This window comes from Termitidicoccus mucosus, assembly GCF_038725785.1.
GTDB lineage: Bacteria > Verrucomicrobiota > Verrucomicrobiia > Opitutales > Opitutaceae > Termitidicoccus > Termitidicoccus mucosus.
The window spans coordinates 2737737-2754520 of the sequence record NZ_CP109796.1; the positions used below are offsets into that span (position 1 = coordinate 2737737).

General features: G+C 63.9%; 16 protein-coding genes. 10 read left to right on the forward strand and 6 right to left on the reverse strand.

The features are described 5' to 3' along the window. Positions 1 to 388 precede the first annotated feature (388 nt). The 5 genes from OH491_RS09515 to OH491_RS09535 all read left to right on the forward strand — a co-directional run bounded on the left by OH491_RS09515 (position 389) and on the right by OH491_RS09535 (position 3279). Positions 389 to 736, forward strand: coding sequence for a hypothetical protein (locus OH491_RS09515; protein ID WP_068771615.1), 348 nt, complete (start codon positions 389 to 391; stop codon positions 734 to 736). A 391-nt stretch (positions 737 to 1127) separates the two neighbouring features. After that, on the forward strand, positions 1128 to 1580 hold the full coding sequence (locus OH491_RS09520) for a JAB domain-containing protein (protein WP_068771614.1): 453 nt from the start codon (positions 1128 to 1130) through the stop codon (positions 1578 to 1580). Positions 1581 to 1603: 23 nt separating this feature from the next. Then, a complete protein-coding gene (locus OH491_RS09525; RefSeq protein ID WP_145928951.1) occupies positions 1604 to 1876 on the forward strand; it encodes a hypothetical protein in 273 nt (90 codons plus the stop codon). A 93-nt stretch (positions 1877 to 1969) separates the two neighbouring features. Then, complete coding sequence (locus OH491_RS09530) at positions 1970 to 2458, forward strand: hypothetical protein (protein ID WP_068771613.1); 489 nt, start codon at positions 1970 to 1972, stop codon at positions 2456 to 2458. Then, entirely contained in the window at positions 2455 to 3279 is an 825-nt protein-coding gene (locus OH491_RS09535) for an N-6 DNA methylase (protein ID WP_342751006.1), read from the forward strand. Before OH491_RS09530 ends, OH491_RS09535 begins: the two co-directional genes overlap by 4 nt. Before the next feature lie 1081 nt (positions 3280 to 4360). Here the strand turns inward: OH491_RS09535 and OH491_RS09540 are convergent. The 5 genes from OH491_RS09540 to OH491_RS09560 all read right to left on the reverse strand — a co-directional run bounded on the left by OH491_RS09540 (position 4361) and on the right by OH491_RS09560 (position 9154). Further along, complete coding sequence (locus OH491_RS09540) at positions 4361 to 5101, reverse strand: phosphoadenylyl-sulfate reductase (protein ID WP_068771611.1); 741 nt, start codon at positions 5099 to 5101, stop codon at positions 4361 to 4363. Between the two features lie 199 nt (positions 5102 to 5300). Next, entirely contained in the window at positions 5301 to 5918 is a 618-nt protein-coding gene (locus tag OH491_RS09545) for an ABC-type transport auxiliary lipoprotein family protein (protein ID WP_145928950.1), read from the reverse strand. Between the two features lie 145 nt (positions 5919 to 6063). Next, the gene (locus tag OH491_RS09550) at positions 6064 to 7077 is read right to left on the reverse strand and encodes an MlaD family protein (RefSeq protein WP_068771609.1); all 1014 of its coding nucleotides are present in this window, start codon (positions 7075 to 7077) and stop codon (positions 6064 to 6066) included. Further along, positions 7074 to 7991 carry an ATP-binding cassette domain-containing protein gene (locus OH491_RS09555; protein WP_068771608.1) on the reverse strand — a complete coding sequence of 306 codons (918 nt, stop codon included), beginning with the start codon at positions 7989 to 7991 and terminating at the stop codon, positions 7074 to 7076. Before OH491_RS09555 ends, OH491_RS09550 begins: the two co-directional genes overlap by 4 nt. Positions 7992 to 8014: 23 nt before the next feature. Continuing rightward, positions 8015 to 9154: an MlaE family ABC transporter permease gene (locus tag OH491_RS09560; protein WP_068771607.1), complete on the reverse strand. Its 1140-nt coding sequence runs from the start codon at positions 9152 to 9154 to the stop codon at positions 8015 to 8017. A 105-nt stretch (positions 9155 to 9259) separates the two neighbouring features. Here OH491_RS09560 and OH491_RS09565 point away from each other — a divergent pair, with 105 nt between their 5' ends. From OH491_RS09565 to OH491_RS09580, 4 genes are all read left to right on the forward strand, one after another. Next, positions 9260 to 9919, forward strand: coding sequence for an HAD family hydrolase (locus OH491_RS09565; RefSeq protein ID WP_068771686.1), 660 nt, complete (start codon positions 9260 to 9262; stop codon positions 9917 to 9919). Between the two features lie 49 nt (positions 9920 to 9968). Then, positions 9969 to 11408, forward strand: a complete 1440-nt coding sequence (locus OH491_RS09570; RefSeq protein WP_068771606.1) for a PP2C family protein-serine/threonine phosphatase — start codon at positions 9969 to 9971, stop codon at positions 11406 to 11408. Between the two features lie 99 nt (positions 11409 to 11507). Next, positions 11508 to 12905: a dihydrolipoyl dehydrogenase gene (lpdA, locus tag OH491_RS09575; protein ID WP_068771605.1), complete on the forward strand. Its 1398-nt coding sequence runs from the start codon at positions 11508 to 11510 to the stop codon at positions 12903 to 12905. 324 nt (positions 12906 to 13229) lie between these two features. Next, positions 13230 to 14099 (forward strand): MBL fold metallo-hydrolase, encoded by an 870-nt coding sequence (locus OH491_RS09580; protein WP_334319506.1) that lies wholly within the window; start codon positions 13230 to 13232, stop codon positions 14097 to 14099. A gap of 189 nt (positions 14100 to 14288) precedes the next feature. On the opposite strand, the gene OH491_RS09585 is transcribed toward OH491_RS09580, so the two are convergent. Beyond that, positions 14289 to 15014 (reverse strand): hypothetical protein, encoded by a 726-nt coding sequence (locus OH491_RS09585; protein WP_334319505.1) that lies wholly within the window; start codon positions 15012 to 15014, stop codon positions 14289 to 14291. 177 nt (positions 15015 to 15191) lie between these two features. Here OH491_RS09585 and cimA point away from each other — a divergent pair, with 177 nt between their 5' ends. Continuing rightward, positions 15192 to 16775 carry a citramalate synthase gene (cimA, locus tag OH491_RS09590; RefSeq protein WP_068771603.1) on the forward strand — a complete coding sequence of 528 codons (1584 nt, stop codon included), beginning with the start codon at positions 15192 to 15194 and terminating at the stop codon, positions 16773 to 16775. Positions 16776 to 16784 lie beyond the last annotated feature (9 nt).

The following is a 16784-nucleotide window of genomic DNA, read 5'->3' on the forward strand; positions in this document are numbered from 1 at the left end:
GGGAGCCAGAACGCCGGCGGTCGGCGGCGGGGCGCGGGTGTTCGCGCGCCGCCGGTGAAGCGGTGCCCTCTTTTTTGCGCGCCTCCGCCCGCCGCCGTCCATGCTCCCTTGGCGCGGAAAATCACTCCGCATTTTGCTTCGCCGGAAATGCGGACAATGGCCGCGTGACACGCCACCGGACATTAAGAAATCTGCCCTGCCCGTCGTCTTCTCACCCTATCACATCGGTCAATGTCGTGCTCGCTGGCGCTCGCCTCCACACCGCCCGTCCGCGACCCGCGCAGCCGGGCTTTGACTCGATGTGAGTCCGGGCGGACGAGATCGGGCGGAGCCGAGGATAACCCGGCACACCGCCGGGAACGGACTGCGCCTGATTTCATTTCCGAACATGAATCAAAAGGCTCGAATCAAACGCGACCTCGCCAGAACCGAAAGCACCCAGGCCATCGAAAGACTCCGCAAGAATTACCTGAAGGTCGGCGACACCGTTTACGTCTTCCTCCGCCACATCAGCAGGAGCGGCACGTGCCGGTGGCTGGATCTTTACACCGTGCGCGAAAACAAGCCGCTGCGCATCACTTGGAGCGCGGCCAAGGCGCTGGCCATCCGATACGACTCGCGTCGCGAGGCCATCCCTGTGGAGGGAGGGAACTTTGACTGCGGCCACTCGCTGGTGCACGACCTCGCGTGGCGGCTTTTCGGCAACAGCGACGCCCTTGACCACCGCTGGCTTTGACCGGCATCCGGCGGCTCCGCGCACGGCGCGGCGGCATCCGCCTTCGTCGTGTTTTTTATCCGGGCAGCCGCGCGCGGACAATCACGCCGGACGGGCGCGAGCCCGTATTTAATATCTGAATACAATCGCGAAAAACCGCATCGCACATCCGCGCGCTCCACCGGCACCCCGCGTTAGCACCGCCTGCCGCTGCGTGTTCCGAATTGTGTCACACCCGTCAATGTCTTGCTCGCCCTCGCAAGCTCGGGCTGCGCTCCACACCGGACGCCTCCGCACCTGCTCCGGCGTCCTTTGACTGGGTGTGCCTTCGGAACGGCGTGAATCGGGCAGAGCCGAGACAACTCCGGCACGGGGCCGGGGAACGGACTTCCGCGCGATTCCGCTAAAAAACATGCGTATCTTCGAGGCAAAACTGACCTACTCGCTCGTCTCCCCTGGCGAGGCAATCGCCCTTAACACGCCGGCACTTGTCGTCGCCTACCTCAACTCCGCCTTTGAGCAGAGCCCGCTGCAAGAGGCGTTCTACTGTGTTTATCTTGATCGAAAAAACCATCCGTTGGGACGGCACCTCATCTCGCTTGGAACGGCAACCTCCACTCTGACCTCGCCCCGGGAAGTGTTCCGTGGAGCCATCCTCTCGGGGTCCACCGGCGTGTGCTTGAGTCACAATCACCCTAGCGGGGACCCGGCCCCCTCGACTGCGGACATTCGCGTCACCCGTGACCTGAAGGAAGCCGCAAGGATTCTCGATATCGACCTCGTGGACCACGTGATCGTCGGTGATGTCAATGCCGATCCCCTCAAGGTCGGATACTTTTCCTTCCACCAACAGGGACTGCTCTAAAAGCCATTCCAAGGAAGCCTCCATTGCTGGCGTTCCGGCCCGGCCCCATTCTTCAGGATGGCGTCAATCGTGGTTGCGACGCCACCGATGGCGAAATCACCGGCGGAAGCCGCGCGGCAATGATGCGACTCCCGCCAGCCCCCGGCGCATCCGCGCGCTCCATCGGCACCACGCTTAAAACCCTTGCCTGCTGCGTGTTCCGAATTGTGTCACACCCGTCAATGTATTGCTCGCCCTCGCAAGCTCGGGCTGCGCTCCACACCGGACGCCTCCGCACCTGCTCCGGCGTCCTTTGACTGGGTGTGCCCTCGGAACGACGTGAATCGGGCAAGGCCGAGACAACCCGGCATGTCGCCGGAAGCGGACTGCGCCTGATTGCGCCAAATCACATGACAACCGAAACGACCTGCGTGTTGGAAACACTCCACCTGCCCCAAGGCCGCAAGCGCGCCTCCGTCCACCGGGAGCTTCTCCACCACATCGAGGCTGGCGAAACCATGCCCTTCCGCTTTCTGCACGGCTACCTAAATGCCGCGCTGTGGACCTCCCGCGACGACAACGAAAAATACTTCGACGCCACCCACACCATTGAGGACATCGCCATCGCCTCGCTGGTGAGCGCATGGGCGGAATGCTCACAATTCTGCCGCGAGTGCAAAACCGACCTGTGCCATCTCGACGACGAGCGTAACGGCCACAATTTCTGGCTCACGCGCTGCGGTCACGGCAGCGGCTACTTCGACGAGTCTGTGAACGACGAGTCCGCCGAGTTCGCCATGCAGCAACTCACCCGCGCCAGCGAGTCCTTCGGCGAAGTCGATCTCTATATCGGCGACGACCGCAAACTGCACTTCAGCAACGAAAGCCGCGTCGCATGAAAACGAGTCAAACCCCGACCTTCAGGTCGTTGCTCGAACAACTCATCCGCCGCCACGACGCGCACGAGGTGTTCACGGCATTCGCATCTTTGGCCGCTTGCGCACTCGCGCACGGCACCCGTGAAACCGAATACCTCGAAGAGGCCAAACGCTGGAACAGGGACGAACTGGAAATTTTCAGCCACGCCCTTGCAGCACTGGTCATGGAAATGGAGGCCCAGCCCTTCACCGACTTGCTCGGCGGTCACTACATGGAACTGGCCCTCTCCCATAAAGGGCAGAAATGGAATGGCGAGTTTCACACCCCGCAGAACATCTGCGAGATGATCGCCCACATGCTTGCCGGTGACTCATCGCTGCCGCCAGAAGGCCCCGTCACGCTCTGCGAACCGGCCTGCGGCGCGGGAGCGATGATCCTGGCCTACGCCAAGGCGCTCTCACCGGAGAACCGCTGCCGTTTGCGGGTCACCGCCATCGACATCAGCAAGACCGCCTGTGACATGTGCTTCATCAACACCACCCTCTGGGGTATCCCAGTCGAGATTGTCCACGGCAACACCCTCGCGATGAAATTCTTCGCCTCATGGCGGAACATCCACTGGGTTTTCCGGGGACGCCTCCATCTCTTCGCCGGACTTGCCGCCGCACAAAACCAGACAGACGCGCCGCAATCCGAAAACGGGAACGAAAATGAAACGATGATGCCGCTCGCAACCGCTCTCATCGCATCCACCGCCGCACAACAGGGACAACCGCCCACGCCGGAGAAAGCCGAGCAAATCAAAGCCGCGCTTGGACAGCAAATGTTCGACTTCGCATGACCCCGGTTCGGGAAACCCAAGGAAGAGAGAGGGGAGCCCCGGCGCAGGCTCACTTTGGTCATGTTTCCCTTGCGGGATGGCCGACCTTGCGGATTGGGAATTTCCTCACATCGCGCCCCGTTGCCGATTGTGGCGTCGCGTGCAAGGTCCGCTTCGCTCTCCACCTTGCACGCGACACCCGATCCGGCAACTACTGGGGCGCGGAGGTTCGCTGGCCGCTGCCAGCACAAAGAGAACACGGCAGACGCCTCGTGACCGCGACCCGCGCAGGGCTGGCGTTGCCAGCCCACCGGCTTGCGCGCCTCTTTTGGCTGGCCGGCGTTTCCGTTTCTTCCCGCCGCCCGTCCATGCAATCCACCGCCGGACGCGCCTGCCCCAAACTCAAGCCACCTTTGGCGCGACCGGCGCGAACGCTCCGCGCCAAGAATGCGACGCCGCGCCCCCTGCAAACCGACTCGCCTGACGGAATCGAAAAAACGCCCGCCACCGCAATGATGCCGCCACCCGGCGCACGCGCACCAAGGCCGCAAACCACCCGCGCCGGACAGCCGTCACCACTTCAAAAGGCTTCCCAACGGCGACAACCGCCTTTCCGCATCACCGGGAAGACCCCGACCGACGGGAAGGCAACCGGCGGAAGAATCCGCGCCATTGGCACGCAACAGCAACTTATGGAAACCCCAAAAATACCGGGACAAAAATGGGGCTCGACCAACCGGGCGGATTCCCGCATTGTCAGCGAATGGGAATTTGTATCCATGATTTGAATACAAATAAGGGGCTTGCCCCGTGTCCAAGTCCCTCCGGAAGGTTGACAGGAAGTTGCCAAAAATGCTGTTTTTTGCTTCCCCTCCCCGCAACAACCTGCCACACTTTGCCCGTTCTAAACTATTAACCACCAACTAAGTCCGCTATTACTAGCGACTTGTTCATGACGAACGCGCGGGCATCTTGCCGGCCTTGGCGGCGCGGAGCGCCGTCGCACGGGCGGGACGCCCGTGCCACTCGATCCGGCGACACGGCGCATCATCTGCCGGCTGGAAGCCGGCGCCCCCAGTCGCTCACGCGTTTATCCGGCGCCCTAGATCTGAAAGTCGCCGCCGTTGTTTTCGTGCAGGCCGCACTCGCGTTTCAGTCCGCCGAAGCGGGTGTCCTCCTCGCGCATGCCGTCGAGGAGCTTGCTCGTACTGTGCCAGTCGCCGATCGAGACGTAGCCCTGCTCCCAAAGCGGATGATACGGCAGGCCATGCTGCGTGAGATATTGGTGCACGCGGCGGTTGTCCCAGTCGATGATGGGGTGGATTTTGGTGATTTTGTTCTGGACCTGGGCGACCTTGAGGGAGCCGCGCGTGCTGGCCTGCGTCCTGCGCAATCCCGCGAGCCACGCGGTCGCGCCGAGTTCGCGCACGGCCCGGTCCATGGGTTCGATTTTGTTGATGACGTTGTAGCGCTTCAGGCCCTCGATTCCCTGCTCCCATTGCTTGCCATAGAGCGCCTCCTGTTCGGCGGCGGTCATGCGCGGCGTGTATTTTTTCAGGTTCAGGCCGAGCTTTTCCGTAAGATCGCGGGCGAAGCGGTAGGTTTCGGGAAACAGATATCCCGTGTCGATGAAGACGACCGGGATGCCCGGGACGATTCGCGTGACAAGGTGCAGCATCACCGCCGCCTGCACACCGAAACTCGTCGTCATGACGAGGCCGTCGCCGAAGGCATCAACCGCCCATCGTATTCGATCCTCCGCGCTGCTTTGTTCGAGATTGAGAGTGGAATGGTTTGCCTGTGCTGACTCCGAAGTCGCCGGAGTCGTAGTCGAGATGCTCATGGTTACAGGCAATAAACATAGTTAGGACATTAATTAAGTAAAGATAAAATATTGTTTTTATCTCATTGCTTGTCATTATATTATATAATTTCAAGCCATCGGAATATTTCAGACAGGATTAAAATCGGGGCGATGCAACCCATTGGGTTACATTCCGAGCGAAAACGACAGGCTGGCACCCGGCATTTCTTTGACGGGTTTACTTCAGGGCGGCGGCGATGTCGGCGGCAAGTTTTTCGACGGAGACGCTCAGGAGCGCCGCAAGTTGGCCGAAATCCTTCCCATCCCAAACGGCTGATGGAGCGGCAAAGGCGCGGCGGACTGTCTTTCCGGGGTTGGCGCGGAAGCGGATTTCATAGTCGGCGGCAAACCGCACTCCGTGGGTGCCGTCGGGATTTTGCACTCCTTCGCATGCGAGTATCCAGACGGAAAGCTCGCAATCGGCATCGCGTCCCATGCCGGCGCGGTCGTCCACGCCGGCCGCCGCGCCTGACGCGATCAGGCTGTCGCGGAGGATGCGGGCGACGCCGGAATCGAGCGGCTCGGCCCAGCGGACATAAACCTGCGGGACGATCTCGTTTTCGCCACGGCGGACAAGCATGGTTTTCACGCCTTGGAGGTAGCCGGCGAGCGTGAGCGCGCGAATATTCACTTGGGCGCGGGCGCCCGGACCGGGCGTCACGCCGGGTGCCGCCGGCACGCCGAGGATGTAGGTGCGGGTGGGATCGACCTTGGCTTGCGGGACGATCGAGCAGCCGCCGAGAAACGTCGCGAGCAGTGCGACGGCGAAGGCGCGGGAAATGAGGGAGGATTTCATGATGAGCAAAAAGAGAGGAAGATTTTTCCAAGTTCTTTCCTCTTTATTCTTTCTCTTTCCTCTTTCTCCTCAGACGGGAAACCTCTGTTTTGAGGAGAAAGAGGAAAGAGAAAGAATAAAGAGGAAAGAATCGGAAGGAAAGGCATCAGCGTTTTTCCTGCGGCGGGCGGCCGGTGAGGAGGGCGTTCGGGTTGCGTTCGAGGAAGTCCATGAACAGCCCGACCGACGCGGCGGCATCGGTGAGCTGGCGCAGGGCGCGGCCGAAATCGGCGCCCAGGCCGTTTTGCCCATGGAGGAAATCGCGCGCGGATTCCGCGGTGGCGTTGATGTTGCGCAACGCCTGCCGCACTTCGACGAGCGTTCCGCGGAGTTCGGCGGCGGTGGGCTCGACCTGGTTTTCGATTCTGGCCAGCGAGGTGGAAAGCTGCCTGACGGCCTGGTCGAGGCCGGCGAACAGACGCTGCGCCTCGGGCGAGCCGACGAGGGTGTTCACGTTTTTCGCGACGTTTGTCCACTCCGTGCTGAGCTGGCGGAGCTGGAGTCCTTCCACTTGCGCACGGATGGCGGCCATGGTGGCGCGGGCGTCGGTGAGCAGGCCGCCGATGTCGGCGCTTTTCAGCTTGGCGATCAACTCGGTGAAGCTGGACTGAAGCTCGGTGGTGGCCGACGGGACGCTCGGCACGACGCTCAGGTGGCTGGGCGAAGGCATCATGGACGCCGAAGCCGGATAGAGCGCGGGGTCGAGAAAATCGAGTTCCACGAAGAGCAGGCCGGTGGCAAGCCCAAGGATGCCGAGCTGGGCGCGCAGGCCCTTGCTTATCATGTGGTCGAGATCATCCGCGTCGGAGACCTGCACGGGCTCACCCTTTTCGTTGGTGATCATGCTGCGGTTGATCTCGCAAACGACGGCAACGACCGACTCGCCGGTCGCGCGGTTCATGCTGACGCTCAAGTCGGCCACGCGCCCGATGCGCACGCCGCGAAGCTTGACGGGGGAGCCGACGTCGAGGCCGTGGATGGATTCATCGAAATAAACGATGAACTGCTGCGGTTTCGAAAAGAAGCGGGCGCCGCCGAACGAGAGCAGCGCCACCACGCCGATCGCGATCGCACCGAGCACGAAGATGCCGATCAGGGAGGGGCTGACTTTGGTTTTCATGGTTTTGGTTTGGGAAAATTGCCGGGGAACGCGGAGCGCGAGAACCCGGGCATGGTGTCATAAAAGGCCCCGCCCCCGCCGTCGTTTTCAACCGGCCGCACGGCGGGGAGCTCGGCGCCGGGGCGGACGGAGCGCTGGAGAAATTCGCGCACTCGTCCGTCGGGGCTGCCGGCCGCGAGGTCGCCGGGCGGGCCGTCGGCGATGATGCCTTTGTCTTCGCGCGAGAGCATGATGAGGCGGTCGGCGATGCCGAAAATGCTGTCGAGCTCGTGCGAGACGATGACGAGCGTGGTGCCGAAGGCGTCGCGGATTTTCAGGATGAGTTCGTCGAGGTTGCGCGAGGTGACGGGGTCGAGGCCGGCGGAGGGTTCGTCGAAAAAGACGACCTTCGGGTCGAGGGCGAGGGCGCGGGCGAGCCCGGCGCGTTTTTTCATGCCGCCGCTGATTTCGGCCGGGTAATAGTCCTCGTAACCGGCGAGCCCGACCTGCGCGAGTTTGAAGGCGACGATCTCCTCGCGCTCGCGTTTGCCGAGCGTGGTGTATTCCTCCAGCGGCAGGGCGATGTTTTCGCGCAGGGTGAGCGCGCTCCAGAGCGCGGCGCTTTGGTAGAGCACGCCGAAGGTCTTGAGCAGTTCGCGGCGGCGGTCGGGAGGGGCGTTGACGAAGCTTTCGCCGAAATAGCGCACGTCGCCGTTGATCGCGGGCTGAAGGCCGATGAGATGCTTGAGGAGCGTGCTTTTCCCGCAGCCCGAGCCGCCGCCGATGAAGCAGATCTGCCCCTCCGGAATGGCGAAGTTTACGTTCTCGAGAATCGCCCGCCCGTTGTAGCCGCAGGCGAGGTTCACCGCCTCGATGGCGGGAACCGGCGCGGAGGCGGCGGGGGCGGCGGCGGGAGTTGTCCGGGGATTGCTCATGGGAATCGTCAGGCGCGCGCGGATTACCAGCCGAGGAAGTTGAAGAGGACGGCGAAGACCGCGTCGCTCATGATGATGAAGAGAATCGCCGTGACGACGGCGGAGGTGGCGGCCCGCCCGACGCCGGCGGCGTTGCGCTGCGCCTGCAAGCCGCGCAGGCAGCCGGCCATCCCGACGATCATGCCGAAGGTGACGGCCTTGATCAGCCCGGTGCCGATGTCGGAGAGGTCGATGGCCGTGAGCATTTCCACCCAGTAGGCCGCCGCCGGGATGTCGAGCACCACCATCGCGATGACCAGGCCGCCGAGGATGCCGAGCGCATTGGAATAAAGCGCGAGCAATGGCATCATCACGCCCAGCGCGAGGATGCGCGGGATGACAAGAAAATCGACCGGGCGCACCCCGAGCGTCATGAGCGCGTCGATTTCCTCCCCGGCCTTCATGTTGGCGATCTGCGCGGCGAAGGCCGCCCCGGTGCGGCCCGCGAGCACGACGCCGGTCATCATCGCGCCCATCTCGCGCACCATCACGAGCGAGACGAAGTCGGCGACAAAGATGTCCGCGCCGTATTGCCGCAGGATGGTGGAGGCCACATAGGCGAGGATGACCCCCGTGAGGAAACTGATGAGCCCCACGATGGGCAGCCCCATGACGCCGCATTGCTGCATCTCGAACACGCAGTCCCGCCAGCGAAGTTTGCCCGGGCGCGCGGCCAGCCAAAGCGCGCTGCGCGCGCACTCGATGACGAACCGGCACAACTGGCCCGACAGGTCGATGAGATGCAGCGTGGCCATGCCGACCGTGGTCGGAAGATCGCGGCAGTGGTCGTCGGTGGTGTCCGGCACCTTGGTTTTCGACACATCGCCGAGCAGGGCGAGCACCTTGGACGAGAGGCCGGAGTCGCTGAACCGCACGCCCTGCTCCCCGCACCATTGGCGGACGGCGTTGACGAAAAGCACGAGCGAGGTGTCCCACACGCCGACGCGGCTCATGTCGAAGGCCAGCGTCGTGACGGCGATGGTGGCGCCGTCGCCGCCGGACATTTGTTTGGCCAGAAGCGGCCATGAGGGCAACACGCCGGTGATCTGCCAGTCGCCGCTCAAGCTCACGCACGCCTCTCCGCTGTCAGGGTTGGTCTGAATGCTTGCTTGGGAGCGGCTCATGTGGCGTCGTGCTTGAAGGATATCGCTGCGTTAATACTGGCGGCATCTATAACAAGATCAAAAAATATCTGTTCCGCCCGACGCTCATCAGTGATGCTTTCCAACATGTCACCACGCAAGGCAGTCTTTTTCGACCTCGACGGCACGCTGCTCGACCATTTTGCCGCGATTCACCGCGCACACAGCCACACACGCCGGCACTTCGGTTTGCCCGCGCCGACCATGCAGGAAGTGCACCGCGCCGTCGGCGCCGGCGTGGACGTGGCCATCTCGCGCATTTTCGCCGGGCACGACGAGCTGCTCGCGCAGGCCATCCCGGTTTACAAGACCTACTGGGACAAGAACATGCTCGACGGCGTGGAGTTGCTGCCCGGATCGCGCGAGTTGCTGGAGGCGCTCAATGCCGCCGGCGTGCGCTGCGCCGTGCTCACCAACAAACACGGCCCGTCGTCGCGCATCGTGTGCGGCCACCTCGGCATCACGCCGCTGCTGGCCGGCATCTTCGGCGCGACCGACACGCCCTGGCTGAAGCCGCAGGCCGAATTCACCGCCCACGCGCTCGCCGCCATCGGCTGCGATGCGGCCGCGGCCTGTCTCATCGGCGACTCCATCTATGACGTGCAGACCGGCCTCAACGCCGGCTTCCCGTGCCATTGCGTGACCACGGGCACGCACGGCGAGGCGGAACTCCGCGCGGCGGGCGCGTCCGGCGTGTGGCCGGACATGTTCGCGGTGGGTCGAAACGTCTTCGGCCTGTGGAAATAAATAAAACCGCTCCCATCACCACCCCCCCCGTTTTTTTACTCGTTCCCTCATGTGGTTTTTCCTCACAGGACTCATCCTCGGCGTGACCGGCATGGCTCTGCTCTACTACCGCGCGCGACGCGAACTTGTGCGCGTGGACGAGGAAAAACAAGTCGTCACCCAGGAGACGCAGATCGTCGTGGACTTCATGCACCACATGGCCGAGGCGATGGCCGAGACGCCGCGGCGCGAGGACTTGCACCAGCGCATCGTGCACGCGTCCATCCTGTGCACGGGGGCGTTGAGCGCGTGCATCTTTGAGCGGGGCCCGGACGACTCGATGCGCGGCGTCGCGCTCGAAGGGCTTTTCCCGCCGCATCGCCCGCTGCCCGAATACCTGAAACACTCAAACCTCTCCCGCGCCAAATTCATCGAGGCCGTCCTGAAATCGGAAGTGTTTCCCGTCGGCGAAGGCGTGGTCGGCGCGGTGGCGGCGACCGGGCGCGGCGAGTTCATCCCCGACGCCAAGGCCGACCCGCGCGTCGTCGCCCACGACGATCCCGCGCTCGAAGTGAAGTCGCTCATCGCCGTGCCGCTCACGTTCACCGGGCGTTTCTTCGGCGTGCTCGCCGTGGCCAACCCCGCCGACAACCTGCCTTTCACCGAGACCGATTTTTCGCTCGTGCAATCCCTCGCCGAGCAGGCCGCGCTCGCGTTGCACAACACCGAGTTTCTCAATTTCCAGCTCGAAAAGAAACAGCTCGACCTCGACCTCACCCTCGCCAGCAGCATCCAGCAAATGCTCCTCCCGCGCGCGATGCCGCGGATGCCGGGCATCGACATCGACACGCGTTACTCGCCCGCGCAGAAAGTCGGCGGCGATTTCTTCGACCTGTTCGTGCTCTCCGAGACTCGCCTCGGCATCGCGGTCGGCGACGTGTCGGGCAAGGGCGTCGCGGCCTCGCTCCTCATGGCGATCTGCCGCACCAACCTTCGCCAGATCGCGCCGCGCTTCGACTCGCCCGCGCGCATCCTCGCCGAGCTCAACCGCACGATCGGCGACGACATCCGCCAAGGGCTCTACATCACGGTCGTGTTCGCCATCGTCGACATCGAATACAACGAAGTCACCATCGCGCGCGCCGGCCACGAGCTTCCCTATTGTGCGCAGGTTGACCGGCTGACGGGGACGTTTCAGGGCGGCTTCATCGGCTCCGAAGGCATGGCCGTCGGCATGGTGGACGACGAACTCTTCAACGCCACCATCGCCGACCGCCACGACCCCTTCCGTCGCGGGGAACTGCTCATGCTTTACACCGACGGCATCACCGAGGCCGTGTCGCCGGACGGCGCGGAATTCTCCAGCGGGCGCCTCGCCGCCGAAATCCAGTCCGTGCACCAGCGCGGCGCGCGCGAGATCAACGCCCACATCATGGAATCGGTGGCCCGCTTCGCCGAGGGCGCGCCGCAGCGGGACGACTGCACGCTCGTCACCGTCAAGCGCCTGTGAAGCCGGTGTGAAAATAAGCGCCCGCGCCGCGCAAGCGTCCGTGTTTCCCGTTGACCCGCCGCGCCGCGCCCCTGACCATGCAGGCGACTTATTCTCTCCATGGCTGAAACTACTGAATACGACCTCATCGTCATCGGCGGAGGCCCGGCGGGCTACGCGGGTGCGATTCGCGCCGGGCAACTCGGCAAAAAAGTTGCCTGCATCGAGCAGGAACGCGCCGGGGGCACCTGCCTCAACTGGGGTTGCATCCCGACCAAGGCCCTGCTCAAGAGCGCCGAGCTCTACCAGAAAATGAAGAAATCCGACATCCACGGCATCACCGCGAAGGAGGTGTCGTTTGATTTCGCGAAAGTCATCGAACGCTCGCGCGGCGTGTCGAACCAGATGGCCAAGGGCGTCGAGTTTCTGCTCAAGAAAAACAAGGTCGATTACTTCATCGGCCGCGGCCTCGTCAACGCGCCCGGCATGGTCTCCATCACCGAGGGCGAGCACAAAGGAAAATTTTTCAAGACGAAGAACATCCTCGTCGCGACCGGCTGCAAAATGCGCCACATCCCCGGCCTCGACTACGACGGCGTGCGCGTGATGACCTCGCGCGAGGCCCTCGCCGCCACGCACCAGCCGAAATCCGTCATCATCGTCGGCGCCGGCGCCATCGGCGTGGAGTTCGCCTATTTCTACAACGCCCTCGGCACCAAGGTCACCCTCGTCGAAATGCTCCCGCAAATCCTCCCCGTCGAGGATGATGAGGTTTCGAAGACGCTCCATCGCGCGCTCGAAAAACAGGGCATCGCGATCCACACCGGCACCACTTGCGAGAACTTCCGCGTGGGCAAAAACAGCGTGAAGGTGGACCTCGCGAAGGACGGCAAAAAAACCGAGATCGAAGCCGAGACGCTGCTCTCCGCCATCGGCGTGGTCGCCAACATCGACGGCGTCCTCGCCAACAACGTGAAGCCCGAGCTCGACCGCAACTTCCTCAAGGTGGGCGACGACTACCAAACCACGGTCAAGGGCATCTACGGCGCGGGCGACATCATCGGCCCGCCTTGGCTCGCGCACGTCGCGACCTTCGAGGCCGTGAGCGCCGTCAACGGCATGTTCGGTCACGGCACGCCCAAGCGCGTGAAACTCTTCCCCGGCTGCACCTACTGCCAGCCGCAGGTCGCCAGCACCGGCCTCACCGAGAAAGCCGCGAAGGAAAAGAAACTCGACTACAAGGTCGGTAAATTTCCCTTCACCGCCTCGGGCAAGGCCGTCGCATCGGCCGACAGCGACGGTTTCGTGAAAGTCATCAGCGATGCAAAGACGGGCGAGATTTACGGCGCGCACATCATCGGCGCCGAGGCCACGGAACTCATCGCCGAATACGGCCTCGCCGTGGAGATGGAAGCCACCGTGGACGAAATCCACCAGACCATCCACGCGCATCCGACCCTGAGCGAGGCCCTTATGGAAGCCGCCGCCGCCACGACCGGCGAGGCGATCCACATCTGACGACACGCGGAGTCCTCGTAGGGGCGTCGCTTGCGACGCCCGGTTTGCTCAAAGCGGAGCGCAAGTTTCCGGGGGAGCGCACACGTCCCGCGTGCACTCCCCGACCCCGGTGATTCGCCGAAGCGGCCGGGTGTAACTCAAAGTTGTGTCACTCTCTCTTTCTTCTTTCCTCTTTATCTTTCTCTTTCGTCAGGAACGGGCATGGAGAAAGAGGAAAGATAAAGAATAAAGAGGAAAGATTCCGGCGGTGACTTCACTTTGAGTTGCACCCGAAGCGGCCTGCCATGCCATTTTGACAGTGCAACTTTTCCGCGTCCGGCCATTATGAGCCGCGTGGTAATCGAATTCGCACCTCTTGAGGACGAGTTGGGCGACGTGCTCGACAAGGCCATGCTCCGGGCCGAGCTCTCCGGCGACGCGCTCGCCGGGCGCGCCGGTGTCGCGCCGGAAAAAATCCGCGACGCCATCGACTACCGCAACGAACTCTCCGCCGACGAAATCCGCCGCCTCGCCGCCTCGCTCTCGCTCAACGAAGCCGGCCTCCTCTCGCTCGCGCAAAACCGCTACCCGCTGCCCGCCATCGCCGGGCTCCCGCTCTGCCTCTACCCGCTGCGCAACCCGCACGGCATCGGCGTCGCCAACGCCTACATCGTCGCCGACTGCTCCAGCCACGCCGGCATTCTCTTCGACACCGGCGCGAGCCACGCCGCGCTCCGCCGCGTCTGGCCCAAGCGTATCCAGAAACTGGATGCGATCTTCATCACCCACGCGCAGACAGAGCACGTCGGCGGCCTCGCCGCGCTGCTCGACGAACTCGGCCCCGTGCCCGTCTTCTGCCCCGAGGACTCCCCTCCCCTGCCCGGCGTGGACAATCCCGTCGCCGCCGGCGAAGCCGCGCGCCTGCGGTTCGGCAAGTTCGAAGTCCGCGTGCTGAAAACCCCCGGCCACGCCGAGGCGCACAACTGCTACCACATCACCGTCCCCAAGCTGCCCCATTCCGCCGGACTCCTCGTCTCGGGCGACCTGTTGTTCGCGGGCTCGGCCGGACGCGGTTTTTTCTGCTGCCACCGCATGGAGGAAAGCCTGCGCCGCCTCTTCGACGAACTCCCCGACAACACCGTCATCGCCCCCGGCCACGGCCCGCTCACCACGCTCGAAAACGAGCGCCGCTTCAACCCCTTTGCCCCGCGCTGAGCCCGCATGGACTTTCCCTGCCCATGCAAACGCCCCTCTCGCCGCCAGGCAGAGCTCCGTAAATAGCGGCGGAACCGACTGATTCAGCCCGGCATACGCCCCGCCCGGCTGGGAATGTAATCCATTGGGTTGCATTGCATCGGCCACGGCTCCATTTGCAATGCGCCCGTATCCGATTGCCGGCGCCCGCTATTTTAACGCCTCCGACGCAGGCCCTCTCGGTCGCTCGGTCACGCCCAGCAGCAGCGTCTGCTCCTCCACGGTGCCATTCGTGCGCAAACGCACTTTTATCGGAATCGACTCACCCGATACACCCAGTCTCGAAGTCATCGGCTCCGCCTCGAAAGCCGTGCCGGCCCCGATGGTGATGCGGTCGGGTTTCACCGCAAAATTGCCCAGCGCCGAGTTGAACTCCAGCACCTCGACCACAACCGCCGTGTCGCCGCGATTGGCCAGCCGCAACTCGATCCGCGCGGGCGGATTGTGCTGCTCCCGGATATTTGCGCGCGGCTCTCCGTCGTCGCCACCGCCCATTCCCGGGCCGCCTCCCCCGCCGGGACCTCCGCCCATGCGGCTGCCCGGCGGTCCGCCAAACCCCATGCCTCCTTCTGGGTGGCCGCCTCCACCCTTGCGTGAATCGCGCTTCCCCTCGTCCGGCGTTCCACCGCCCGCGCCCGGCCGCGCCGCCGGTCCGAGCTTGATGTCGGCGGCGATCATCCCTCCGAAAAACACCCCTGCCCCCGCCATGTCCGGCACACGTATCATGCCCGGGCCGCCCTCGCCGCCGCCTGGCGGCGGTCCGCGGCGTTTTCCCGAACCGCACCCCGCCAGCCCAAATGCAAGAATCCACATGACGATGCCAAGCGGGATGATTGCGAAGCGACTAAACCGGCGCGCGGATACAAACGGGCTCACGGGAGAAGCGGGAAAAAGGAGTTGATTGCTGAAACCCAAAAACGCGTGTCCGCCACGCGGACACACTGCCTGTCCTATACACGAAACCGCGCCCCTTTGTTCCGCGAAACACCGCCGCTCCCCGCCTAAAAGCCACCTTGCCACCCGCGCCCCCATCCCCAAATCTCGCCCCTCCCCATGACCAGCCACACACACGCAGTCCGCATCTACGACACCACTCTCCGCGACGGCACCCAAGGCGAAGGCATCAGCTTCTCCGTAACCGACAAGCTTCTCATTGCCGAGCGCCTTGACCAGTTCGGTGTCGATTACATCGAAGGCGGCTTCCCCGGCTCCAACCCCCGCGACATCACCTTTTTCCAGGAGGCGCGCTCGCTCCGCCTCAAGCACGCCCGCCTCGCCGCCTTCGGCTCCACCCGCCGCGCCGGTGTGAAGGCGTCCGACGACCTCCAGCTCCGCACCCTCCTCGACAGCGGCATGCCCGTCATGACCATCGTCGGCAAGACCTGGACCCTCCACGTCACCGATATCCTCCAGACCTCCCTTGAGGAAAACCTCTCCATGATCGAGGATTCCGCCGCCTGGCTCACCGCCCAGGGCCGCGAAGTCATCTACGACGCCGAGCACTTCTTCGACGGCTACAAAACCAATCCCGACTACGCCCTCCGCACCCTCGCCGCCGCGCTCAAGGGCGGCGCCTCCGTGCTCACCCTCTGCGACACCAACGGCGGCACCCTCGTGGACGAGTTCAAGACCATCGCCGCCCGGGTTGTCGCCGAGTTCGGCCCCGAACGCGTCGGCGTCCACTGCCACAACGACTCCGGCCTCGCCGTCGCCCTCTCCCTCGCCGGCGTCGAAGCCGGGGCCACCCTCGTCCAAGGCACGGTCAACGGCTACGGCGAGCGCACCGGCAACGCCGACCTCGTCGCCATCCTGCCCAACCTCCTCTTGAAGATGCACCGTTCCGCGCACTGCGCCCCCAAGCTCGCCGAGCTTCGCGAACTCTCGCTCTACTTCGACGAACTCGCCAACCTCCGTCCCAACACCAAGGCCCCCTACGTCGGCGCCTCCGCCTTCGCGCACAAGGGCGGCCTCCACGCCAACGCCGCCCGCAAAATCAAATCCTCCTACGAGCACATCGACCCCGCCCTCGTCGGCAACCGCACCCGCGTGCTCGTCTCCGACATGGCCGGGCGCAGCAGCATCGCCATGAAGGCGCGCGAACTCGGCTTCGATTTCGACGAAAAGGCCCCCGCCATGAGAAAGCTCATCGAGGAGCTGAAGGAACTCGAATTCCGCGGCTACGAATTCGAGGCCGCCGACGCCTCGCTGAAGCTCCTCCTCGCCAAGCACCTCGGCCGCCGCTCCAAGTATTTCGACGTCGAAAGCTACCGCGTCATCGTTGAGCGCAGCAAAGACGAACTCGTCGCCGAGGCCACCGTGAAAATCACCGCCAACGGGCAATCCTGCCACACCGTCGCCGAGGGCACCGGTCCCGTCGGCGCGCTCGACCAGGCCCTTCGCCTCGCCCTCGAACCCGTGTATCCGCAACTCAAGGACGTGTCCCTCTCCGACTACAAAGTCCGCATCCTCGACAGCCGCCAGCACGCCAACGCCCGCACCCGCGTGCTCATCGAGACCACCGACGGCCGCCAGCACTGGGGCACGGTCGGCGTGAGCGACAACATCATCGACGCCAGCTGGGAGGCCCTCCGCGACGCCGTGGACTACGCCCTCATGCGCCACGAGCAGAAATTATAAACAAATTAA